Raw genomic sequence first — 22,001 nt, 5'->3', positions numbered from 1 at the left:
AACGCCAGGAAGAACTCCGGTCGCCAGAACGCCCGCATCGAGCACGACAAGGCGCTCAGGTGCGTCATTACCGCGCTCTTCACTGACGACGCCCAGCTTTTCAAGCAGTTTCAGGACAACGAGTCCTTCCGCCGCTGGATGAAGGACACTATTTTCGGGCTGACGTATGATGCAGAGGAAAAGTAGTTTCTTGAATTAATTCAAGTGGATTTCGCTCTGCGCTATTGGCCAATAAAAAACCCGCCATCCTTGAGAAGGAGGCGGGTTGGCTGAACTGTATCTAAATCTGGCGGAGAAGCAGGGATTCGAACCCTGGGTGGAGTTACCCCCACAACGGTTTTCGAGACCGTCCCGTTCGACCGCTCCGGCACTTCTCCGCATGGCGCTATTGATACCGTTTTCTGGCGGGAACGTCAACAGTTCCATCGTGTTGTTGACTTTGTCATTGCCGGTGGTTAAGAATGAGCTTTGCCAATTTTCACCCAAGGAGCGGCCATGTTTTTCCCCGGACTGCAGTCTAAACCCCTCGGCTTTCTGTTGCTTTTCTGCGCTGTTCTGCTCTTGAACGGTTGTGCGGCAATGCATGGCTTCAAGGAAGATCCCACGGTGTCCATTGCCGATATCCGCATCCAGGACGTCAAGGCGATGGAGGGTGTTTTTCTGATCAAACTCAGGGTGTTAAATCCAAATGAAGTGCCCCTTGACCTCCATGGGATCAATTGCGACCTGGAAATCAACAAACGCCATTTCGCCAGCGGCATCGGCGCCGGCAACCAGAGCGTTCCCGCCTTCGGCACGGCGGTTGTTCCGGTGGAGGTGTACGCCTCGGTGCTGGACATGATCGCCTCGGTGGCGGACATGATCCACACCGCCGGCAAGCCTCCGGCCAAGGACGAGCCCGTGCCCTATGTGTTGCAGGGCACGGTCCGGGTCGGCATCCATGGATTCAAGAAGGAAGTGCCCTTCAAGTCCTCGGGGGAACTCTCCCTTAAAGGATTGAGTCAACGCCGGTGAGACCTGCGGGCGATTTTCGGGCGACCGGCGCCGTTCTCACTCCTTTCCCTCCCTCCAACCGCAGCCGAGCGGGCCGGCGTTGTCGCCGGAAAGGCTTGTCGCTGCTCTGTTTTGGCACAATTGTATTGACAGGATTGCCCGGCGCAATAGAGTACCCCTCTTTTTTATGATGCAATCAGCGGACAAGATCATGCTCACTCCACAGCAAGGCCAGGTGCTGGTGCGGCTGGCGCGGCAGGAGATCGAACGGCGTCTGGGCATTGAACCGGCGCGTCCGGTAACGGCCGAAGAATTGCGGGCGCCGGTTTTCGGCGACAAGCGCGGGGTTTTTGTGACCTTGCACAAGCGGGGCGAGCTGCGCGGCTGCATCGGCAGCCTTGCCGCCGTGGAATCCGTGGCGGACGGCGTCAAACGCAACGCCCTCAACGCCGCGTTTAACGATTACCGCTTTGAACCGCTGACCGCCGCCGAGGCGCCGACGCTCGATGTCGAGATCTCGGTGTTGACCAACCCGGAGCCGTTGCTCTACGGGACAGGCGACGATTTGCAGCGTTTGCTGCGACCCGGCACGGACGGGGTGATCCTGTCCGGACCAGGGGAGGCGAGCGCCACCTTTCTGCCCCAGGTGTGGCGTCAACTGCCCGACCCCGAAGCGTTTCTTGGCCAACTCTGCCGCAAGGCCGGCCTGGCCGCCGACGCTTGGCGGTCCGGGGCGTTGCGCATTTCAACCTATCAGGTGCAATCCTTTGAAGAACCCCGCTCCGGCGGGACAGGCCTATGAAAGAACTGTTTCTTCCCCCGGAACTCTCCTGCGAGATCGGCGAAATCTACGAGTCCATGGCTGCGGACTACGACACGGTCGCCCAAGCCGTCACCCTGACCTGCAGAGGCTGTCCAGACAACTGCTGCGACTCGTATTTTCTCCACTACACCTACAGCGAGTGGGCCTATCTCTGGGAGGGGATTCGAGCGCTTGACGACGCCCGGATCGACCGGATCATGCAGCGGGCGCGGGATTATGTGACCCAAAGCCGGCTGCTGATCGGCCAGGGGGAACGGCCGCAGATCATGTGTCCGCTCAATGAGAAGGGGTTGTGCAGCCTCTACGAACACCGGCTAATGATCTGCCGCACCCACGGCGTGCCCGCCACTTTGACCCGGCCGGACGGCCAGCACCTGCGGTTCCCCGGCTGTTTTCGCTGTCAGGAGATTGTGCAGGCCAAGTACGCGGCCGAGACCGAGGCCCCGGCCATGGACCGGACCATCCTTTACAAACGGCTGGCCCAGTTGGAATCGCGCTTCCTCGGCGACAAACGCGGCCTGTTTCCCAAAATCAAGCTGACCATCGCCGAAATGATCGTGGGCGGTCCGCCCAAGGACATCAAAACCAACCGGGACTGATCCCGATTCCTCGGAACTCCATGGACACCATCGTACACCAGGCGCTGCAAACGGTTTTTGCCGGCGGACAGATCGACCGGGAGACGGCCTTGCAGCTCTCTGACGCCAGTAAAGACGAACTCTACCAGGCCGCCGACGCCGTCCGTCGTCATTTTCTGGGCGACCATTTCGACCTCTGTTCGATCATCAACGCCAAGAACGGCAACTGCAGCGAGAATTGCCGCTGGTGCGCCCAGTCGGCCCGACACCACACCGGCATTGAGGCCTACGCCGCGATTGGCGAGGAGGAGGCCCTGGCCCAGGCCAAGGACAACGACGATCACGGCGTGCATCGCATTTCGCTGGTGACCAGCGGCCGCAGCCTGTCGCCGGACACCACGGCGGAGTTGGCCCATCTCTTCCAGCGGATGAGCGAAACCACCGCCATGCTGTTCTGCGCCTCGGCCGGTTTGTTGGATGAAAAAATAGCCGCCGATCTCTATGCGGCCGGGGTGCGGCGCTACCATTGCAACCTAGAGACCAGCCGCACCCATTTCCCCAATGTTTGCACCACCCACACCTGGGAGGAAAAGGCCGCGACCCTGCGGTTGGCGCGAGACATGGGGATGTCGCTCTGCTCTGGCGGCATCATCGGCATGGGCGAAACCATGGCGGACCGGATCGACATGGCCTTTGAGCTGTGCGAGCTTGAGGTGAGATCGATCCCGATCAACATCCTGATTCCCATTGCCGGCACGCCGCTGGCCGACCTGCAGCCGCTTTCGGCCGACGAGGTCTTGACCACAGTGGCCCTGTTCCGTTTCATCAACCCACAGGCGGTGATCCGCATGGCCGGAGGGCGGCAGCAACTGGGCGACGAGCAGTACCGCTGCTTCAGTGCCGGGGCCAACGGGGCCATTGTCGGCAACTATCTGACCACCACCGGCGGCGGCATTGCCGAAGATCTTCGCCATCTCTCGGGCCTGGGCTTCACGTTTGCGCGCGGATAAGGCCATGGCCAGCGACGACCTGCTCCAATTCGACCGCGACCATCTCTGGCATCCCTACACCTCCACCACCAATCCCCTGCCGGTCTATCCGGTCGCCTCGGCCGCCGGGGTGCGCCTTCGGTTGACCGACGGCCGGGAACTGATCGACGGCATGTCGTCCTGGTGGTGCGCCATCCACGGCTACAGCCATCCGGCGCTCATCCAAGCCATCCGCGAGCAGAGTGAGCGCATGGCGCACGTCATGTTCGGCGGCCTGACCCACGAACCGGCGGTGGAGCTGGCCCGCCTGCTGGTGCGGATCACCCCCGAGCCGCTCGACAAGGTCTTTCTCTGCGACTCCGGTTCGGTCAGCGTCGAGGTGGCCCTGAAGATGGCCCTGCAATATCAGCAGGCAGTGGGCCGACCCGAAAAGCACCGGTTACTGACCGTGCGCGGCGGCTACCACGGCGACACCTTCCACGCCATGTCGGTCTGCGATCCGGTCACCGGCATGCACACCCTGTTTGAACGCTCCCTGCCGGGGCAGCTCTTTGCCCCCCGGCCGAACTGCCGCTTTGACGGCGCCTGGGACGCAAGCGACCTGGCGGTCATGGAACAGCTGCTCGCCGACCATCACCGGGAAACCGCGGCGGTGATCATTGAGCCGATTGTCCAGGGCGCGGGCGGCATGTGGTTCTACCATCCCGAGTATCTGCGCGGCCTGCGGCGGTTGTGCGACCACTACCAGGTGCTGCTGATTTTTGATGAGATCGCCACCGGCTTTGGCCGCACCGGCGTCCTTTTTGCCGCCGAGCATGCCGGCGTTGCCCCGGACGTGATGTGCGTGGGCAAGGCCATCACCGGCGGAACCATGACCCTGGCGGCCACCCTGGCCACCACCGAAGTGGCGACCGCGATCTCCAACGCGCCGCCCGGCGTGTTCATGCACGGGCCGACCTTCATGGGCAATCCGCTGGCGTGCCATGTGGCCTGCGCCTCGATCCGGCTGCTGCTGGAAACACCCTGGCAGGCGCGGATTGCGGCCATTGGCCGCCAGTTGACCGAAGAACTGGCCCCGGCCCGCGACCTGCCCACGGTGGCCGATGTGCGGGTGCTGGGCGCCATCGGCGTGGTTGAAACCAGGCAGCCGGTGGACATGGCCGTGCTGCAGCAATTTTTTGTCGAGCAAGGGGTCTGGATCCGCCCTTTTGGCCGCCTGCTCTATCTCATGCCGCCCTTCATCATCGAACCGCAAGACCTCGCCCGCCTGACCTCGGCGCTGGTTCGGGCGGCGGCGCTGGTTCACTGAGCGCCTCTCCCGGTCTTTTGCCCCGCTGCAACCACCGAAGCCGCAGGGCACAGCGTCACCCATCGTCAATCCTCCTTTTCTGCAGGCAACCGGATGAAACGGGAACTGATTAACAAAAGCGTGCTCCTGGCCCTGGTGTTGCTCATCTCGGCCCTCTTCCTCGACATGATCCGGCAGTTTCTCATGCCGATGTTCATGGCCGGCATCTTTTCCGCCATCGTCAGTCCGGCGCACCGCTGGCTGACCGCAAAAATCGGCGGCCGGGAAAATCTGGCCTCGGTCTTGGTCATCGTCGGCATTGTCGTGCTGGTGCTGGCCCCGCTCTCCATTCTCATTGGGGTGGTCGTCGGCCAGGCGATCAGCGTCAGCCAATCGGTCACCCCCTGGGTGCAGTCCTTTATCAACGAGCCGACCGCAATCACCGCCTACATGGAGAAATTTCCCTATTATAAGGAAATCCTCCCGTATCGCGCCTTGATCATCGAGAAGGCCGGTCTGGTGGTGGGCAACATCTCCACCTTTCTGATCAACAGCCTCTCCGAAGTCACCATGCTGACCGTCAATGCGGTGTTCAGCAGCGTGATCATGCTCTATGTGATGTTCTATTTCCTCACCATGGGCGAGGTGCTGCTGGTCAAGATCCTCTATTTTCTGCCGCTGCACGACCGCGACGAACGCCGCTTGCTCATGCGCTTCACCTCGGTGACCAAGGCCACCCTCAAGGGCACGCTGATCATTGGCGCGGTCCAGGGTTTCATCTGCGGCCTGGCCTTTGCTTTTGCGGGCATTCAGGGGCCAGTGTTCTGGGGCACGGTCATGGCGGTGCTGTCGATCATTCCCGCCTTTGGCACCGCCATTGTCTGGGTTCCCGCCCTGATTATCCTGGCGCTGAAGGGGCAATTTGTCGGCGTGGCCATTCTGGCGGTGCTCTGTGGCGCGGTGGCCGGCAATCTCGACAACGTCCTGCGGCCCCGGTTGGTGGGCAAGGACACCGAGATGCACGATCTGTTCGTCCTGTTCGGCACTCTGGGCGGCATCAGCATGTTCGGCATCCTGGGCATCATTCTTGGCCCGATTGTCGCCGCTCTGTTTATCACCATCTGGGAGATCTACGGCAAGGCCTTCGAGGCCTATCTGCCCGATGTCGGGCCGCTATTCAACCATGGCTTGACCAGGGAAGACGAGGTCGAAGCCACGCCCGCCGCCGGCGAGGCCGAGGACGTCGCCGCAAGCCGTTCGCCGCAACAGACCTTGCCGCCCAGGGATCAGGGCGAAGAAAGCGACGACGGCGCCGGGAAAAGAGGTTGAACTTCCCTATCTTCTTCATTAAAACTGCTTGGCCGCACAAACGCGCCTGCGCAAATCGCCCAGGTTGGCGCACCGGCAACGCGGCGTCGAAGGTCCTTTTTCCCCAACCTGAACACAACATTGGAGACATGCGATGAGCGAAGAGATTCGTGTCAAGAATACCGGTTTACGCGGGGTGACGGTCGCCGATTCCGCGGTCAGTTTTATCGACGGCGAAAAAGGCGTGCTGATTTACCGGGGCTATCGCATTGAGGATTTGGCGGATCGTTCCTCTTTTATGGAGACCGCCTTTCTGTTGCTGTTCGGCACGCTGCCCTCGGACGAACAGTTGGCGGGATTCACCCGGCAGGTGAAGGACATGCGCCAGGTTCCGGAATTCGTGTTTGAGAGCATGCGCCACTGGCCCAAAGACGCGCGCCCCATGGATGTGCTGCAGGCGTGCGTGCCGCTCTTGTCCATGGCCGAAGAGCACAGCGACGTCATGGACCGCGACGTCTGTCTGCAACGCTCCATTGGCCTGCTCGCCCAGATGCCGACTCTGGTGGCCGCCTGGCATCGCATCCGCACCAATCAGCCCATCCTGGCGCCGGACCCCGCATTGGATCACGCCGGCAACTTCCTGTGGATGCTGCAGGGCAAGAAACCCGATGCGGCCACGGCCCACGATCTCGACGTCTGTCTGATTCTCCACGCCGATCACACCTTCAACGCCTCGACCTTTGCCGCCCGCGAGGTGGTCTCCACCCGGGCCAGTCTCTACTCCGGGGTGTCGGCCGGCCTGGGCGCCCTGTCCGGCAGCCTGCACGGCGGCGCCAACGCCAAGGTGATGGAAATGCTGCTGAAATTGGAGCACGAGCCGGACATCGAGGGCTGGGTCAAAAGCGAACTGCAACAGGGGCGGGTGATCATGGGCATGGGGCACGCCATCTATAAAACCGGCGATCCCCGGGCGGTGTATCTGAAGAAGATGGGGCAGCGGCTGGGCGAGCACACCGGCGGCAAATGGGCGGCCATCTCGCAAAAAATCGAGGAAACCGCCCTGGCAATCTTTGCCGGCCAAGGCAAGACCACCATTCTGCCCAATGTGGATTTCAACTCCGCGCCGGTCTATTACCTGATGGGCATTCCCATGGATCTGATGACCCCGGTGTTCGCCATCTCGCGGGTGGCCGGCTGGTGCGCCCACATCATCGAGGAGCAGTTCGCCGACGCCCAGGGCAAACCGGCGTTGTACCGGCCCCAGGCCCAGTATGTGGGCGAATACTGCGGTCTGATGGGCTGCGAATACTCGCCGTTGGACAAACGGAAATAAGCGGAACCGCCAAACGCCCGATCTGGGCGCGGTTACCAGGCGGCCGTGCTCAGATCGACCTTTTTCTCCGCGATCAGGCGCAGACAGGCGTCGACGCTTTCGGCGTGGTAGAACACGCCCCGGCCGGAACGAATTTCGTCCAGGGCGGTTTCCAGCCCCAACGAAGGCCGGTAGGGCCGGTGGGAGCTCATGGCCTCGACCACGTCGGCCACGGTGAGGATCTTGGCCTCAAGCAGGATCTCCTTGTCGGTGATCCCCCGAGGATAGCCCGAACCGTCGAGATGTTCGTGATGCTGGTAGACGATGTCGGCCACCGGCCAGGGGAAGGGGATGTTTTTCAGAATCTCGTAGCCCACCTCAGTGTGGCACTTGATTATCGCCCGTTCCTGGGCTGAGAGCCGGGCCGGCTTGGCCAGGTACTCCGAGGGCAGGCTGATCTTGCCGATGTCGTGGAGCAGGGCGGCGAAGTGCAGACCCTCGATCTGCTTCTCCGGCAACCCCATCTCGGTTGCAATGGCGCAGGCCAGCGTGTCGACCCGCATCTGGTGGCCGGCGGTGTAAGGATCCCGCTTCTCCGCCGCCAGGGCCAGGGATTTAACCGTTTCCTCCAGGCTGTTGTGCAACTCGTCCCGGCTCTTCTTGAGCGCTTCAATCGCGGTTTTTCGCTCGGAAATGTCGCGGGCAATGCCCCGATATCCTTGTAATTCGCCGTTGTCAGCAAACACCGGCACACCGTTTTTCTCAATCACCACCACCCGACCGTCCCGCGTCTGACAGATGGTCTCAAAACCGTTGAACGGTTTTTGCGAGGCAATCAGTTTTTTGAAAATACGGCTGGTCCGCTCCACTTCCTTGATCGCGATCAAATCCTCCAGACGTTTGCCGATGATCTCGTCGGCTTCAAAGCCGAGCAGATCGCGCACCTTGGGGCTGCAGTAGGTGTAGACCCCGTCGGGATCAAGTTCCCAGATCCAGTCGCTGGTGGTTTCCACTAGCGAGCGGAACCGTTCGTTGCTTTCCTCCAACGCCCTCAACAGACTTTCCCTTTCTTCCGAGATGATCCGCCGAACGCGGTCGGCCAGCATGGTGTGACGGATGATGTAAGCCGCCAGAAAGGAGACGAAAAGCAGGATGACGGAGGCTATGGCGTTGAGCTGTTTGGCGATCAGACCGATTTCGACGTTGACGTCTTCAACATAGAGGCCGGTGCCGATGACCCAGCCCCAGGGCTCAAAGCCTTTGACATAGGAGATTTTTGGAACGATTTTTTGCGGATCATCCTGCCACTGAAACCGGTATTCCACATAGCCCGCCCCTTGGGCCTTCACCACCTTGACGAATTCGTCCAGCAGATTTTTTCCTTTCGGATAGCGGACGTCGGGGACGGCCTCGCCGTGCAGATCGGGCCGGTAGGGATGCACGACAATCAGTCCAGTCATGTCGTTGACCCAAAAATAATCTTTGTTCTTGGGGCCGTAACGAAGATCTTGAATAATCTTCAAGACCGTTTTTTGGGCTTCTGTCCGGCTCAGCTCTCCGTTTCGTTCCATTTTTTCATAGGAAGAAACCATGTCCCAGACGATGGTGTTCAACTCCCGCAGCATCTCCCGTTTTTTTGCCAGAAGATTGTTCTTGAGGGAGGGCAGGATGATGACAAAGGTGGCGGTAACAAACAGGACAATGGTCAGCAGGGCCGGTAGGGCGATCCTGATGGAGATGGCATGGGTAAATATCCGTTTCTTGTCCTTCTCCATGACGGCGCCGGCGGTTTGTGTGTTTGTTGAGTGGGCAAGGGGAACGAACGAGGGCAGGTCAATGATGCCAAGTAATCTCTGCACCATAACGATTGCCGGGACGATCAGCAAGGATTCTTCCGGGTTTTTGCGCGCCCGGCGGCGAGGGGAAGACGAGGCGTGGGCAAACAAAAATTCCGCTTGACTTTGCCGGCGCGATCAAGTTCTCTTGGCACAGGTTTCAGGTTCCCTTCGGGGAATAATTGGGAACTCCGTGAAAATCGGAGACGGGCCCGCCGCTGTAACCGGGGACAAACATCGCAGAACAGTCACTGACTTCGGTTGGGAAGACGCGGTGGGAGGATGAACCGGGAGTCAGAATACCTGCCTGAAACGACACAGCCTTTCTCCGCGGATCAGAGAAACGGTGCCGATACGTGGATAGACCAGGGCATCCCCGGATCATTTTATAATGATCCGGGGATTTTTTTTGCCTGCACAACGGCAAAACTCCGGATCGCAGCGGCGGAAAACGGGGCGCAACCCTTCGGGACAGCGGCCGTTTTCCGCGCAAGGAACGGCTCCCGCATGCAGCGTTGTCTGCTGCCGGGAGAAGGGGTTTGTGTTGTGTTGCCATGTCTGAGATGTCCGGCAGCGGCGCCGTTTGCCGACAGCGTCGCTGCCCCGTCTCTCCCCGCGTTCCCTTGCCGCCCCTTTGCCATGCAATCCACAACCGGCGCCTGTCCGGTTTTTTTCTCTCACGACACCCCGAGGAGGTCTTCCACCATGGTCAATCTAACCAAACAGCTGCTGTTGTTTCTAGTATTTATGCTCACCCTGCCTCTGGCCTCCTGGGCCGGCGAGGCCGGTCACGAGCACCCGGCGAAGGACGGCAAAGGCCCGGTCATCCTGCTGGTCACCTTTGGCACCAGCGTCCCCAGCGCCCAGGCGTCCTTTGTCAATATCGAGCAACAGGTGAAAAAGGCCTTCCCCAACACCGAGATCCGTTGGGCCTACACCTCCAAAATCATCCGCGCAAAACTGGCCAAGGAAGGCCAGCTGATCGATTCTCCGGAAGTGGCCATGGCCAAGCTGATGGACGAGGGCTACGCCAAGGTGGTGATGCAGTCGCTGCACATGATCCCCGGCCAGGAATTCCACGAGCTGTACGCCAACGGCAAGCTCTTTGGCCAGATGGCCGGGGGCTTTGAGCAGGTGATGGTCGCCTATCCGCTGCTGTCCAGCGACGAGTCCATGGACAAAATGCTGCAGATCGTGGCGGCCAAGATCGTGCCCAAGGAGCGCAAACCGGGCGAGGCGGTGGTGCTGATGGGCCACGGCACCCATCATCCCAGCGACGCCGTCTATTCGGCCCTGATGTACAAGGCCCAGAAGCTGGACGCCAATATGTATGTCGGCACCGTGGAGGGGCATCCAACCTTTGACGAGGTCAAGGAAGCGCTGGTCAAAAAGGGCGTTAAAAAAGCCTATCTGGTTCCGCTGATGACCGTGGCCGGCGATCACGCAACCAACGACATGGCCGGCACCGAACCCGAATCCTGGAAAAGCCAGTTGACCAAGGCCGGAATTGAGAGCGTTCCGGTGCTCAAAGGCTTGGCCGAGTTTGACCCCATTGTCGAACTCTGGCTCGACAATCTCAAAGTCGCCATGGCCCATCTGCAATAACCGCAGACGCGGAGTGGTTTCGGAGGCAGTTCCTTCACCCGAGGGGCGGCCTCTTTTTTTGCCTTTTTTCGGGGACGTCGCCGGGCCCCAGCCCTGCACCGTTTGCCCATCGCAACCCACAAAGCAACAAGATTTTTAATAACGCCTTGAATTCCATCAAGGTTACAGTGATAATAACACTGCAACCCGTTGCGGCTAACGTATCCTTACCTCGTCTAGGAGGAGCATGATGACCGACCCCAAGAACACGACCCTGCACCACCACATCCTTGCCGTTAAAAAAGGCGAGCGTGTCTTTGAAAACGCCTTTCAGAGCGTCAGCCGGATGATCTTGGAAAAAGAGATCAACAAGGTCACGGTCAACGGCAAGTCCACCTTTGACTTCACCATCTTCCGTGAAGGCAAAAAGCACGCCATCGGCATGTACGACGAGATCAACTCGTTCGTTTCGTTTGTCAAGGACGCCTCCCAGGGCGGCTCCTCCAAGGAGATGGCCTTTGTCCTGGTCGGCGAACCGGGCAACGGCAAGACCTTCCTGGTCGAGTACCTGTGCAGCCTGTACCGCGATTTCCTCTCCCTGCCGAAAAATAAAAAATACACCTTCCGTTTCACCGGCCTGGACCGGGTCGGCAGCTACGGCTCGATCAAGACGATTGAGTCGCAGACCTACGAGGACCCGATGGTGCTGGCGCTCAATCTCTGCGAAACCCGCAGCGAGACCATGCAGTATCTGGCCAAAAAGTTCAAAGTCAGCGACGCAATCCTCGCCCAGTGGAACGAGAACTACCGACCGCTGGGGGCCTGCTCGGCCTACATCTGGAACGACATCCGCGAGTTGACCGGAGGCGACGTCGAGGAGATGCTGAAGTGCATCGAGATCGTGACCGTGCCGCTGATCGAGAGCCTGGGCACGATCACCGGCAAGTATCCGGCCAAGGACAAAATCACCTCGTCGGCGGTTGATCTGCTGGGCGAGGAATCGATCCAGCGGCTGCTGCACATCAGCGACACCAACAACCCGTATCGTTTCGACCTCCGTCGCGGGGCGCTGGCCCGGGTGGCCGGCGGCGGCATCCATTTCAGCGACGAGATCTACAAGAACAAGAAGGATCTGGTGCAGGTCTACCTGGGCATCATCCAGAACCGGACCATTGAGATCGACGGCTACAAGTGGCCAATCGACACACTGATCATCGCCACCAGCAACAATTCGGAGTTCAACCGATTCCTGGCCGAAAAGGAAGAGGCCCCGATCATCGACCGCTGCCGCATCTGCTACGTCTCCCACAACACCAACTACCGCCAGCAGCACGCCCTGACCGGCTACGCCATCGGCAACGAGTCGAAAACCACCCTCACCGGCGACACCATGCACCAGGACCCGAACCTCAACTACGCCGCCTCGGTGGCGGTGGTCCTGACCCGGTTGCCCCGCTCGGAGAAACTGACCCCGATTGAAACCATGAAGCTCGCCGCCGGCGAGGTGGCCGGGGAGAAGAGCCTCAAAACGCTTTCCGAGGTGATCGACACCCTCAACCAGGAGCCCGACATCACCAAACGCTTCGGCCAGAAAGGGCTCGGCCAGCGCAACCTCGGCCGCACCATGCAGTTGATGCTGGAGAGTTCGGAGACCAATGAGGGCCGCTGCATGTTCGCCTACGACGTGTTCATTGCCCTGGAGCGGGTGATTTTGGACTACGTCTCCGACGCCCCCGACCGGGCCAAGTTCCTCGACGATCTCAAGATCGCCAAGGGGCTCTACCGCGAACGGATCATGACCGAGATGTTCAACGCCTATATGGACGAGCCGCTGGCCATCCGCAAGGACGTGCTCAACTACGTCAACATGATCATCGGCATCGACGCCGAGAATCTGGGCGTGGACCGGATGTGGAAGTACAAGAATCCCCAAACCGGGGAGTTGATCGCGCTCAAGATCGACGAGCGCTACATCGATTCGGTGGAGGCCGGCCTGGGCCTGAAGATCCGCGAACAGAAGGACAGTTTCCGCACCTCGATTCGCAAGATCTACGGCCAGAAAATTTCGGTCAACCCGGATTACGACTTCATGGACAACCTTGAACTGGTCAAGGCGGTCACCGACGTCCGGCTCAAGTCCGATATTGCCGGGGCCGGCAGCCTGATCGGCGCCTTGGCCAACCGCACCAACGAGGAAAACCAGAAGCTCTACGACCGGATGATCGACACCATGCTGCACAAGCTCGGCTACTGCCTCACCTGCGCCCAGAAGACCATCGAGTATTTCTGCACCCAGGTGGATGAGAACTGAGGCGCACGGCCAAACGGGGTCAACCGACCGGAAAGCGGAGGCGGCAATGCACAGGTTACGCAAGTTGTATCAGAGCCTTGAGGCGGGCGGTCTGTCGGAGACCCAGCGGCGGGTGATTGAGCGGGAACTGTCGATGGCGGAACAGGCCGGCGACCCCGATTTGGCCCATCTATTCGGCCCGGCTCCGGTTGGGCGTTCCCTCTACAGCTACGTTGATCCGGAAATCTTTGGTCAGGGCAACGCCTCGCCGGCGGTTTCGATGGTGGCGGCCCAGTCGCTTGATCATCTCCTGCAGCGGGATCTGCAGCGGGAAAAAGACGGATTCCCCCGCAAGATCCGGGTGGGCAAGCTGGTCAAACCCGGACGCGACGGCGACGACAAGGTGGTGGTCATCCCGACCACGGTGGAGGAAAAGCTGGTCCACGACCGGGTTCCCGAAGAAGAAGAGGGGGACGGCGAGGGCCAGGACCCCGGTGAAGGCGGAGCCGGCGAAGGCGAAGAAGGCGAGGTGATCGGCGAGCAGCCGGTGCGCGAGCAGCCGGGCGGCGGCAGCGGCGCCGGACAGGGTCAGGGCGGGTCCCACGAGCTGGAATCCACGGTCTACGATCTGGGCCGCATCCTCACCGAGCAGTTTGCCCTGCCCAACCTGCGCGACAAGGGCAAGAAACGGTCCCTGACCCGCTTTGCCTATGATCTCACCGACCGCAATCGCGGTTTTGGTCAAATTTTGGATAAAAAGGCGACCCTGAAGCGGGTGATCCAGACCAACATCGCCCTAGGACGGGTGCAGGCCGGAACCCAGGTCGACACCGGCAACCTGCTGATCTCCCCCCGCGACCGGATCTACCGCATTCTCTCCAAGGAAAAGGATTATGAATCCCAGGCCGTGGTCTTTTTTGTCCGCGACTACTCAGGCTCCATGGGCGGCAAACCCACCGAGCTGGTGGTTAACCAGCATGTGCTGATCTACGCCTGGCTGAGCTACCAGTACCAAAATCAGGTGGAGACCCGGTTCATCCTCCACGACACCGAGGCCCGCGAGGTCGAGAATTTCCAGGCCTATTACTCAATGCAGGTGGCCGGCGGCACCCAGGTGGCCTCGGCCTATCGGCTGGTCAATCAGATCGTCGCCGAAGAGGAACTGGCCCGCGACTACTCCATTTACGTCTTCCACGGCACCGACGGCGACGATTGGGACACCTACGGCGAGGAGTCGCTGCCCGAACTGGAAAAGATGCTGGTCTTTGCCAGCCGGGTTGGGATCACCATCGCTGAAAACGGTCTGGAGGGCAGCCGCCGCACCGAGGTGGAAAAATACCTCAGCAAATCCGGCCTATTGGAGAGCAAGAAAGAGCTGCTGCGCCTGGACGTGATGGCCAAGGAGAGCACCGAAGCGCGGATCATCGAGGGCATCAAACATCTGATTTCTTAGCAAGGAGCGGCGCGTCCGCTCCCGGTGGGGATTATGGAACTGATCAGTCAGCATGCCAAACGAATCATGGAAGGGTGCAAGGAACGCGCCCGGCAGGCCGGTCTGCGCTTTCAGGACGAGACCCTGGAATACGTGGTCACCAACCGCGACATGCTGGAACTCGGACCGAAGATTATGATCCCGACCCTCTACGACTACTGGGTGCAGGAGGTCGAGGTGTTGCGCGAACAGGGCCGCTACGAACTCTACCCCAACAATCCCTACGAAACGGTGATCAACACCCGGCCGCCGATCTCCTACTACAACGACAACAATCCCGACTGGCTCAACGTGATGATTTTCTACCACGTTATCGGCCACATCGACTTTTTCCAGAACAACCTCTTTTTCCGCCACACCTGGGACTACGATTTCACCGGTCGCGCCCTGGCCGACAAACGGCTCTTTGCCAAGCTGCGTTCGGAAAAAGGCCGCTGGGTCGATTACGTGATCGAATTTGCCCGCACCATCGACAATCTGGTGGGGTATTTCGATGTGCTGGCCGAGAGCCGCGAGCAGGCCTCCGCCGGCAATCTCAGTCTGCTCGACTACTACTTTGACGTCTTTCTCCAGCGCGGGCCCAAATCATCGGTGAGCCTCTATTCCCAGGAGATTGCCCGCTACAACCGGCTGCTCAAAGAGCATCCCGAAGACGGAGAAATCCGGTTTCTGAAAAGCGTCACCGAAAAGCACGCCGAACTCGAGGCCCTCCACGCCAGGAAACTGCAGGAAAAGAAAAGCGTCGGCCGCACCGATCTGCTCCAGTTCCTGATGGAATACTCGCCCTTTCTCCATCAGGAAAAAAACCGCTGGATGCTGATGATCCTTGAGGTCATCCGTTCGACCTCGCTTTACTTCCAGCCGCAGATCCGCACCAAGATCCTCAACGAGGGCTGGGCCTCCTACTGGCACGACACCCTGTTTCTTGGCGATGATCGGATCAAGGGTCACGAGGTCGATTACGCCATCGTCAACGCCAAGGTCACCTCCATGCCCCGGGTCGGCCTCAACCCCTATGCCCTGGGCATGCGCCTCCTGCAATATCTTGAACAGCAGGCGGAAAAGGGGCGCACCGGCCTGGAGTATTACCAAACCGCCGACCGGCGGCAACGGCAGGACTTTGATCGGGCCACCGGCAAGGGGCGAGACTACGTCTTTCACCTCCGGGAAAATTATTGCGATTCGATGTTCGTCAACAGCTTCATCGATCAGGACTTTGTTGATCAGCACCGGCTGTTCGTGGTCGGCAAGCGGCTCAACAAGGAGCGGATGGCTTGGCAATACTATGTCAGAAGCCGCAAGGCCGCCGATTACAAGGCAATGGTGGCCGACAGTCTCTATCACCCGCCACGCATCGAGGTGACGGTGGCCGAAAACAACGCCCTGATCCTCAACCACACATTCGAGGGCAAGCCGCTGCTGCGCGATTTTCTCCAGGGGGTGATGCTCGGGGTGGAATATCTCTGGGGCGACGAGGTCCACCTCTACACCAGCGTGCCCATCCCGATGAAAGCCGGTCGGGAGAGCGACGGCCAGGCAAAGGAAGAAACCCCGAAACGGACCATCAGCTGGAAGCGGTTTCGCTACACCATGAAGGACAAGACGCTGTCGCGGACCTTGGTGGAATGATGCGACGGCGGCAACCCGAAACAGGAAGGTGAACGGATGGGCGCACTGACCAAGGCCTTGGAGACGCTCAAAGAGTACCGGGGCTCCCGCAATCGGCAGTCTGAACTGTTGTTTACCGAATTTCTGCGCGAGGTGGCGGAGCGACCTGAACGCAACATTCGCAACGTCACTCAGGTCTACGCCGACATGGTGCATTATTTTGTCCGCGCCGGCCTGGACGAATACCGCAACGATCCGGAATCCATCAATTATCTCAACTACGACTGCAGCCGCCTGTTTGTCGAGGGCTCGGACCGACCGTTTTTTGCCGACCGTCTCTTTGCCAACCGCCTGCTCCGCCATGTGGAGTCGCTTTCCGTCGGCGATCAACAGAATAAAATTTACATCTTCGACGGCCCGCACGGCAGCGGCAAATCAACCTTTCTCAACAACCTGCTGCGCCAGTTCGAGCAGTACGCCAACACCCCGGAAGGAACCCGGTTCGAGGTGGTGTGGCGATTGAAGACGGCCGAACTGGCCGGCGGCGTGCACGGCGTGGCCAGCCTGGCCAGTAAGATTTCTCAGTTGCTGGGCGAGGAAATGGGCGGCGAAAGCGAGAGCGGCGCAACCGCCTCAAACAGGGAACACGGCGAGGCTGGCGGCTGGCTGACCTTGCCCTGCCCGAGCCACGACCATCCGCTGCTGATCATCCCCAAAGAGATCCGCCGCCAGTTCCTTGACGACCTGCTGGAGAACGATCACTTCAAGGCCCAGCTCTTCAACGAAAAGAAATATGAGTGGGTCTTCCGCGACGAACCCTGCACTATCTGCCTCTCGCTCTACCAGGAGTTGCTGCAGAAGGAGGGCGATCCGCTCAAGGTGCTGGACAGCGTGCTGGCCCGGCCCTATGTATTCAACCGACGATTGGGGGCCGGCATCTCGGTGTTCAATCCCGGCGACCGGCGCTCGCAACGGGGCGTGCGCACCGACGAAGGGGTGCAGCGTACCCTGAACGCCATGTTTTCTCCCTGCGGCAAGGTGCCGTATCTCTATTCCGGCTACGCCAAGAGCAACAACGGCATCTACGCCCTGATGGACGTCAAATCGCACAACACCGAGCGGTTGATGGACCTGCACAACATCATCAGCGACGGGGTGCACAAGGTGGATCACGTCGAGGAGCGGATCAACTCCCTGTTTCTTGCCCTGATGAATCCGGAGGATAAAAAGGTGTTGACCGATCTGGCGGCCTTCTCCGACCGGATCGAATATGTCAACATCCCCTATGTTCTTGACATTAAAACTGAAGTTGAGATCTATCGCGAGGTTTTCGGGGAACACATCGACGCCAGTTTTCTGCCCCGAGTGCTGCACAATTTTGCCCGGGTGATCGTGGCCACCCGCCTTCGGACCAAGTCCGACGCCATGCTTGAGTGGATTCAAGATGCCGACAAGTATGAACTCTACTGCGACCGCAACCTGCAGTTGCTGAAGATGGAGATTTACACCGGCTACATTCCGGCGTGGCTGGGCGAGGAGGATGTGGAGCGGTTCACTTCCAAGCGGCGGCTGAAAATCATCGCCGAATCCGAACTCGACGGCTGGCAAGGGTTGTCGGGTCGCGATTCCATCCGCATGTTCAACGAGTTTTATTCGATGTACGCCCGGGAAGACAAACTGATCGACATGTCGATGCTGGGCATTTTTTTCCGCAAATACTGCAAGAAAGACAAAAGCATCCTCCCCATGGGCTTTCTCGATTCCCTGCTGCGGATGTACAACTACGCGGTGCTGCAGTCGGTCAAAGAATCGCTCTATTATTACAATGAGGAGCAGATCGCCAAGGACATCCAAAACTACATGTTCGCGGTCAACTTCGAGCCGGGCTCCACGGAAACCTGCCGGTTCACCGGCGAGCGGCTGGAGATCGGCGAAGCCTTTTTCCAGCGGATCGAGTCGCGGCTGATGGTGTCCTCCTCCGACGCCCTTGCCTTCCGCAGCAGCGTGCAGAAAACCTACACCAGCACCACCCTGACCCAGGAAATCCTCCGCGACAACCTGGACATTACCGCAACCAGTCTCTACCTCCACCTCCACGAGCGCTATATCCATAATCTCAAGGAGAAGGTGCTCGACCCCTTCCTCGAAAACGAAAACTTCCGCCGTGCGGTCAAGGAATTCGATCAGGAATCGTTCAAGACCTACGATAAAAAAATCCAGGCCGACGTCCGCTTCATGATGAAGAATCTGCAGAAAAAATTCGGCTATACCCGCCAGGGCGCCAAGGAGATTTGCATTTACGTCATCGACAACAATCTGGCCAAAGTGTTCTCAGAGCAACTGAGCCTGGGACAGTTCACTCCTTGAGCCGCCGGGCAGAATATTACCAGCCAATCCCGTTCGTTCTACACGTGGTGAGTGTATTGTGAGGGAACATCCCTGTGAGCTACCACCCTGTTTTTTGCGTCCCCAACCGGATTTGAACCGGTGTTGCCAGCGTGAAAGGCCGTTTAAGGGAAACCAAGGCAGTTCCACCCAACGCAATACAAGGCTTTCGCGTCATTCCGTATCCTCGAAAAACAACCTACTTCACTAAAAAGGCCCCCAGTGCGGCCCCCAAAATATTTTCCCCAGCGTCGCCGCAAATCTCTTTCTATTTTGCAAAACAGTATAAATATTATACCATAATAGCATGAAATTTGAATTTGACGCCAGCAAGAGCGCTTCCAACGAACAGAAGCACGGAATTGATTTTATTGATGCTCAAGCGCTTTGGGATGATTGGGATTTGTTGGAAATTCCAACCAAGACTGTTGAAGATGAGGGCCGTTGCCTTGTTGTTGGCAAGATCGGCTCAAAGCACTGGTCAGCGGTCATTACATATCGTGGCGACGCCCTTAGAATTATATCTGTCCGGCGTTCACGAGAAAACGAGGTGGAATATTATGAAAGCTCAAGAATTTGACGAAAAATTCGAAGCAGGCGAGGATTTGACCAATGAGCTTGATTTTTCAAAGGCTCGCCGGGTCAACCAGGAAAGCAGACGGGTGAATATTGATTTCCCGGCCTGGGTTGTGGATGGGCTTGATAAGCAAGCGCATCGTCTCGGCATCACAAGGCAGGCGCTTGTAAAAGTTTGGATTGCCGAGAAGTTAAAAACCGCTGCACAATTTTGACGCGGTGCTTTCCAACTATGGAGAAATATCTTTCCGATATAGCTCAGCATCGGGAGTTGAACCCGGTGTTGCGCTGTCATTCCAAGGCGTTCCAGGTATACCGGGACACCTGATATTACTTCCGTATTTCCTCCCCTATCCGCAATTTCCCGTTCAGTTTTATTGATTTGCTCTGTGGAATGTTAACTCCAGTTTAGAAAATTGGAGAATAAGCCCTGGTAAACGATAGGGAGACGGATAAACTGGTTATGCAGTTTACGGGAAGCTGCAAGCCATCCCATAGGCCTATAGGCGTTACCTTTCAACGCCTTTCATTCATCAAGGGAAACATTTCCATGCTTTCTTTTTGTAGAATATTCAAGATATTGCTAATCCTGGGCCTGTGCGCTTCCAGCCGGCCCGCCTGGTCGGCAAACATTTTCCCCTTAGAGCCGCCGGATACCTCCAGCCCTCGGGCGACATTGAGCAGCTTCATCTATTATACCGACCAACTCCATGCGGCGGCGGTGAGTTCCAAGGAGGATGCTAGGCTCGAAAAGGAATTCCTGCAGCGGGCCGCCCGCTGTTTTGATTTGAGTCAGGTCCCATCCACCCTTAAGACGGAGATCGGCATCGAAAGCGTCCTGATGCTCCGGGAAATACTGGATCGTGCAGAACTGCCAAAAATGGAAGATGTGCCGGACCGCCAGGAAGCCAAGCAGCAGGATATTCGGGCCTGGTGGATTCCCCATACGGAAATCACCATCGGCCGAGTGACCGAGGGGCCGCGGCTGGGATCGTATCTGTTTACGCCTGAAACCGTGAAGGCCCTTGAAAACTTTTACTGGGAGGTTAGGGATATTCCATACCGGCAGGACAAGGGAGGGGAGTATACCGGGCTTTATGAACAGTATATTTATTCGTCGGGGTGGATGATCCCCGAGGGACTCCTAAAAAAACTCCCGGAATGGATGAGATTCGGCCTGCACGGCCAGGCTGTCTGGCAGTGGTTCGGACTGATTCTTGTCCTGGGAGCCTGCTTGTTTGCCGTGCTGCTCATGGGGAAATGGCACATGAGGGACTGGCGTAAGTCCGACGCCAAAGATTCGGGGCTGCTCCGCCTGGTGTTTCCCTGCGCCTCTATGCTCCTCTGTCTGGCCGCCAATTACATCGCCGACACCCAGGTGAACATCACCGGGGACATTCTTCGCTATCTGACCGTGGGGCTGGGCATTACGTTTGCTCTTTTTTGCGCCATGGCAATCTACATTTCCGGCGACCTTGTCATGCATGGTATTATTCGGTCGACCAACATCAAGGAGGAAGCCCTTGATGCAGACGTAATCAAGCTGGTTTGCAATCTGTTTACCTTCGGACTTGTGTTCCTACTTTTCTATAAGGTAGGCAGTCATTTCGGCATTCCCGTCACCGCCATCTTTGCCTCGGCGGGTGTTGCCGGTGTTGCCGTCGCCTTGGCAGCCAGGGAAACGCTGGCCAATTTTTTCGGGGGCATATCCATTTTTATGGACCGTCCTTTCAGGGCCGGAGACTATATCGTCCTCAGCAGCGGGGAGCGCGGCGAGGTAAAAGCGGTCGGGATGCGAAGCACCCGCCTATTAACCCGAGACGATATCATGATCACCATACCCAACTCAGTCATCACCAACGGAAAGGTTATCAATCAGAGCCTTCCCAGCCCCTCCATCCGGGTGAAGATAACAATTGGAGTTGCCTATGGAACGGACATAGACAAGGTGGAATCCATCCTCCTGGAACTTGCGACACACAACGAACTGGCCATGCCCGCCCCTGCGCCGCAGGTCCGTTTCATGGCTTTAGGGGCTTCGTCCTTGGATTTTGACCTGTTCTGTTGGGTGTCAAGGCCCCAGGACCGGGACTTGCTGATTCACCAGCTCAACCGCGCCATTTACCTGAAATTCGGCCAGGAAGGCATAGAAATTCCGTTTCCCCAGATGGGCGTGCATATTCATGAGGGGCAACAGCGGTAGGTCATCCGATGCTTTTCTCGTGTTACCCCAAGCCTTTACCTGTGAATGGCTCTTGACACTTACCAAATGATTTTGTTATTATTTGTGGTTATTGAAAATGACGAGCGGGAATAACTCAGTGGTAGAGTGCAACCTTGCCAAGGTTGAAGTCGCGAGTTCGAATCTCGTTTCCCGCTCCATTAGTAACGGTCTATGCCGGCATTGATAGTCGGCATTATAGTTATTGCTCTTCGCCCGCGTAACTCAGTGGTAGAGTACCTCCTTGGTAAGGAGGAAGCCATCGGTTCAAGTCCGATCGCGGGCTCCAATGCTTCACACCTTTATTCGAACCTCTCCACATTCCTCGACTGATAAAAACATCCCCCTAGTTGACCTTGGTCGGCAGGGAATTTTTTTTGTCCCCAACGGCAACGATTTTGCAACCCGCCAAGATTATCTTAATTTCAATTCCCTACACTGTCCCCGATTTTCGCGTCCGATACCGTCCGATACTGTTGAAGTTACAACACACCTTTTTCGGTGTATGCCGTAAATATTACCGATTATCCGGAATCGGTGAATTCCTTCTTGCCACATTGTGGCGGCCTATTTTTCACATTTTATCGTGATAACGACATGTAATTCCATTTCTAAAACAAAAGTGATATAATGTGCCCATCAATGGAGGTGGGTATATGGCACGACCAGCAAGCGGCAAGGAAGTTTTAGCAAAGGCGAAAGAAGCATTGACAAAAGCG

General features: G+C 58.2%; 17 protein-coding genes, 3 tRNA genes and 1 riboswitch. Of the genes, 18 read left to right on the top strand and 2 right to left on the bottom strand.

The window, feature by feature from the left end; translation table 11 throughout:
• Positions 1-186, top strand: a 186-nt coding sequence (locus RCH93_RS11895; protein WP_306548626.1) for a hypothetical protein, incomplete at its 5' end; no start/stop codon positions are given.
• 101 nt (positions 187-287) lie between these two features.
• On the opposite strand, the gene RCH93_RS11890 is transcribed toward RCH93_RS11895, so the two are convergent.
• A tRNA-Ser gene (locus RCH93_RS11890) sits at positions 288-377 on the bottom strand.
• Between the two features lie 118 nt (positions 378-495).
• On the opposite strand from RCH93_RS11890, the gene RCH93_RS11885 reads away from it, so the two are divergent.
• The 7 genes from RCH93_RS11885 (at position 496) to RCH93_RS11855 (ending at position 7,312) form a co-directional block, all read left to right on the top strand.
• Positions 496-1,014, top strand: coding sequence for an LEA type 2 family protein (locus tag RCH93_RS11885; RefSeq protein WP_306548625.1), 519 nt, complete (start codon positions 496-498; stop codon positions 1,012-1,014).
• Between the two features lie 190 nt (positions 1,015-1,204).
• Positions 1,205-1,795, top strand: coding sequence for an AmmeMemoRadiSam system protein A (amrA, locus tag RCH93_RS11880; RefSeq protein ID WP_306548624.1), 591 nt, complete (start codon positions 1,205-1,207; stop codon positions 1,793-1,795).
• Positions 1,792-2,415, top strand: coding sequence for a hypothetical protein (locus tag RCH93_RS11875; protein ID WP_306548623.1), 624 nt, complete (start codon positions 1,792-1,794; stop codon positions 2,413-2,415). The genes amrA and RCH93_RS11875 overlap by 4 nt, the downstream gene beginning before the upstream one ends.
• A gap of 20 nt (positions 2,416-2,435) precedes the next feature.
• Positions 2,436-3,404 carry a biotin synthase BioB gene (gene bioB / locus RCH93_RS11870; protein ID WP_306548622.1) on the top strand — a complete coding sequence of 323 codons (969 nt, stop codon included), beginning with the start codon at positions 2,436-2,438 and terminating at the stop codon, positions 3,402-3,404.
• Between the two features lie 4 nt (positions 3,405-3,408).
• A complete protein-coding gene (gene bioA / locus RCH93_RS11865; RefSeq protein WP_306548621.1) occupies positions 3,409-4,692 on the top strand; it encodes an adenosylmethionine--8-amino-7-oxononanoate transaminase in 1,284 nt (427 codons plus the stop codon).
• A gap of 93 nt (positions 4,693-4,785) precedes the next feature.
• Positions 4,786-6,000, top strand: coding sequence for an AI-2E family transporter (locus tag RCH93_RS11860; RefSeq protein ID WP_306548620.1), 1,215 nt, complete (start codon positions 4,786-4,788; stop codon positions 5,998-6,000).
• A gap of 133 nt (positions 6,001-6,133) precedes the next feature.
• A complete protein-coding gene (locus RCH93_RS11855) occupies positions 6,134-7,312 on the top strand; it encodes a citrate/2-methylcitrate synthase (protein WP_306548619.1) in 1,179 nt (392 codons plus the stop codon).
• Between the two features lie 32 nt (positions 7,313-7,344).
• Here RCH93_RS11855 and RCH93_RS11850 read toward each other — a convergent pair whose 3' ends face one another.
• Entirely contained in the window at positions 7,345-9,153 is a 1,809-nt protein-coding gene (locus tag RCH93_RS11850) for a cache domain-containing protein (protein ID WP_306548618.1), read from the bottom strand.
• A gap of 118 nt (positions 9,154-9,271) precedes the next feature.
• Positions 9,272-9,452, top strand: a riboswitch (cobalamin riboswitch).
• Positions 9,453-9,831: 379 nt separating this feature from the next.
• On the opposite strand from RCH93_RS11850, the gene RCH93_RS11845 reads away from it, so the two are divergent.
• The 10 genes from RCH93_RS11845 to RCH93_RS11800 all read left to right on the top strand — a co-directional run bounded on the left by RCH93_RS11845 (position 9,832) and on the right by RCH93_RS11800 (position 21,571).
• Complete coding sequence (locus RCH93_RS11845) at positions 9,832-10,731, top strand: sirohydrochlorin cobaltochelatase (protein WP_306548617.1); 900 nt, start codon at positions 9,832-9,834, stop codon at positions 10,729-10,731.
• 229 nt (positions 10,732-10,960) lie between these two features.
• Positions 10,961-13,021, top strand: a complete 2,061-nt coding sequence (locus RCH93_RS11840; RefSeq protein WP_373693291.1) for a serine protein kinase PrkA — start codon at positions 10,961-10,963, stop codon at positions 13,019-13,021.
• Between the two features lie 46 nt (positions 13,022-13,067).
• Positions 13,068-14,453, top strand: coding sequence for a DUF444 family protein (locus tag RCH93_RS11835; RefSeq protein WP_306548615.1), 1,386 nt, complete (start codon positions 13,068-13,070; stop codon positions 14,451-14,453).
• Positions 14,454-14,486: 33 nt separating this feature from the next.
• Entirely contained in the window at positions 14,487-16,121 is a 1,635-nt protein-coding gene (locus RCH93_RS11830; RefSeq protein WP_306548614.1) for a SpoVR family protein, read from the top strand.
• A gap of 36 nt (positions 16,122-16,157) precedes the next feature.
• Positions 16,158-18,467 carry a serine protein kinase PrkA gene (locus tag RCH93_RS11825; RefSeq protein ID WP_306548613.1) on the top strand — a complete coding sequence of 770 codons (2,310 nt, stop codon included), beginning with the start codon at positions 16,158-16,160 and terminating at the stop codon, positions 18,465-18,467.
• Positions 18,468-18,792: 325 nt separating this feature from the next.
• Complete coding sequence (locus tag RCH93_RS11820; RefSeq protein WP_306548612.1) at positions 18,793-19,065, top strand: BrnT family toxin; 273 nt, start codon at positions 18,793-18,795, stop codon at positions 19,063-19,065.
• On the top strand, positions 19,046-19,276 hold the full coding sequence (gene brnA / locus RCH93_RS11815; protein ID WP_306548611.1) for a type II toxin-antitoxin system BrnA family antitoxin: 231 nt from the start codon (positions 19,046-19,048) through the stop codon (positions 19,274-19,276). The genes RCH93_RS11820 and brnA overlap by 20 nt, the downstream gene beginning before the upstream one ends.
• A 248-nt stretch (positions 19,277-19,524) precedes the next feature.
• Positions 19,525-21,264 (top strand): mechanosensitive ion channel family protein, encoded by a 1,740-nt coding sequence (locus RCH93_RS11810; RefSeq protein WP_306548610.1) that lies wholly within the window; start codon positions 19,525-19,527, stop codon positions 21,262-21,264.
• Between the two features lie 104 nt (positions 21,265-21,368).
• Positions 21,369-21,443 (top strand) — tRNA-Gly (locus tag RCH93_RS11805).
• A 53-nt stretch (positions 21,444-21,496) separates the two neighbouring features.
• Positions 21,497-21,571 (top strand) — tRNA-Thr (locus tag RCH93_RS11800).
• The last annotated feature ends 430 nt before the right edge of the window (positions 21,572-22,001 follow it).

This window comes from Desulfobulbus sp. (assembly GCF_030824455.1).
Lineage (GTDB): Bacteria > Desulfobacterota > Desulfobulbia > Desulfobulbales > Desulfobulbaceae > Desulfobulbus.
The sequence above is the reverse complement of the archived record's forward strand: the minus strand, read 5'-3'. Positions and strand labels throughout refer to the sequence as shown.

What these genes read in the sequence shown, in the direction of transcription:
- brnA (WP_306548611.1), top strand. Translation starts at nt 19,046, where the DNA reads ATGAAAGCTCAAGAATTTGACGAAAAATTCGAAGCAGGCGAGGATTTG.
- RCH93_RS11845 (WP_306548617.1), top strand. Translation starts at nt 9,832, where the DNA reads ATGGTCAATCTAACCAAACAGCTGCTGTTGTTTCTAGTATTTATGCTC.
- RCH93_RS11820 (WP_306548612.1), top strand. Translation starts at nt 18,793, where the DNA reads ATGAAATTTGAATTTGACGCCAGCAAGAGCGCTTCCAACGAACAGAAG.
- amrA (WP_306548624.1), top strand. Translation starts at nt 1,205, where the DNA reads ATGCTCACTCCACAGCAAGGCCAGGTGCTGGTGCGGCTGGCGCGGCAG.
- RCH93_RS11855 (WP_306548619.1), top strand. Translation starts at nt 6,134, where the DNA reads ATGAGCGAAGAGATTCGTGTCAAGAATACCGGTTTACGCGGGGTGACG.
- bioA (WP_306548621.1), top strand. Translation starts at nt 3,409, where the DNA reads ATGGCCAGCGACGACCTGCTCCAATTCGACCGCGACCATCTCTGGCAT.
- RCH93_RS11840 (WP_373693291.1), top strand. Translation starts at nt 10,961, where the DNA reads ATGACCGACCCCAAGAACACGACCCTGCACCACCACATCCTTGCCGTT.
- RCH93_RS11835 (WP_306548615.1), top strand. Translation starts at nt 13,068, where the DNA reads ATGCACAGGTTACGCAAGTTGTATCAGAGCCTTGAGGCGGGCGGTCTG.
- bioB (WP_306548622.1), top strand. Translation starts at nt 2,436, where the DNA reads ATGGACACCATCGTACACCAGGCGCTGCAAACGGTTTTTGCCGGCGGA.
- RCH93_RS11825 (WP_306548613.1), top strand. Translation starts at nt 16,158, where the DNA reads ATGGGCGCACTGACCAAGGCCTTGGAGACGCTCAAAGAGTACCGGGGC.
- RCH93_RS11875 (WP_306548623.1), top strand. Translation starts at nt 1,792, where the DNA reads ATGAAAGAACTGTTTCTTCCCCCGGAACTCTCCTGCGAGATCGGCGAA.
- RCH93_RS11830 (WP_306548614.1), top strand. Translation starts at nt 14,487, where the DNA reads ATGGAACTGATCAGTCAGCATGCCAAACGAATCATGGAAGGGTGCAAG.
- RCH93_RS11885 (WP_306548625.1), top strand. Translation starts at nt 496, where the DNA reads ATGTTTTTCCCCGGACTGCAGTCTAAACCCCTCGGCTTTCTGTTGCTT.
- RCH93_RS11810 (WP_306548610.1), top strand. Translation starts at nt 19,525, where the DNA reads ATGCAGTTTACGGGAAGCTGCAAGCCATCCCATAGGCCTATAGGCGTT.
- RCH93_RS11850 (WP_306548618.1), bottom strand. Translation starts at nt 9,153, where the DNA reads ATGGTGCAGAGATTACTTGGCATCATTGACCTGCCCTCGTTCGTTCCC.
- RCH93_RS11860 (WP_306548620.1), top strand. Translation starts at nt 4,786, where the DNA reads ATGAAACGGGAACTGATTAACAAAAGCGTGCTCCTGGCCCTGGTGTTG.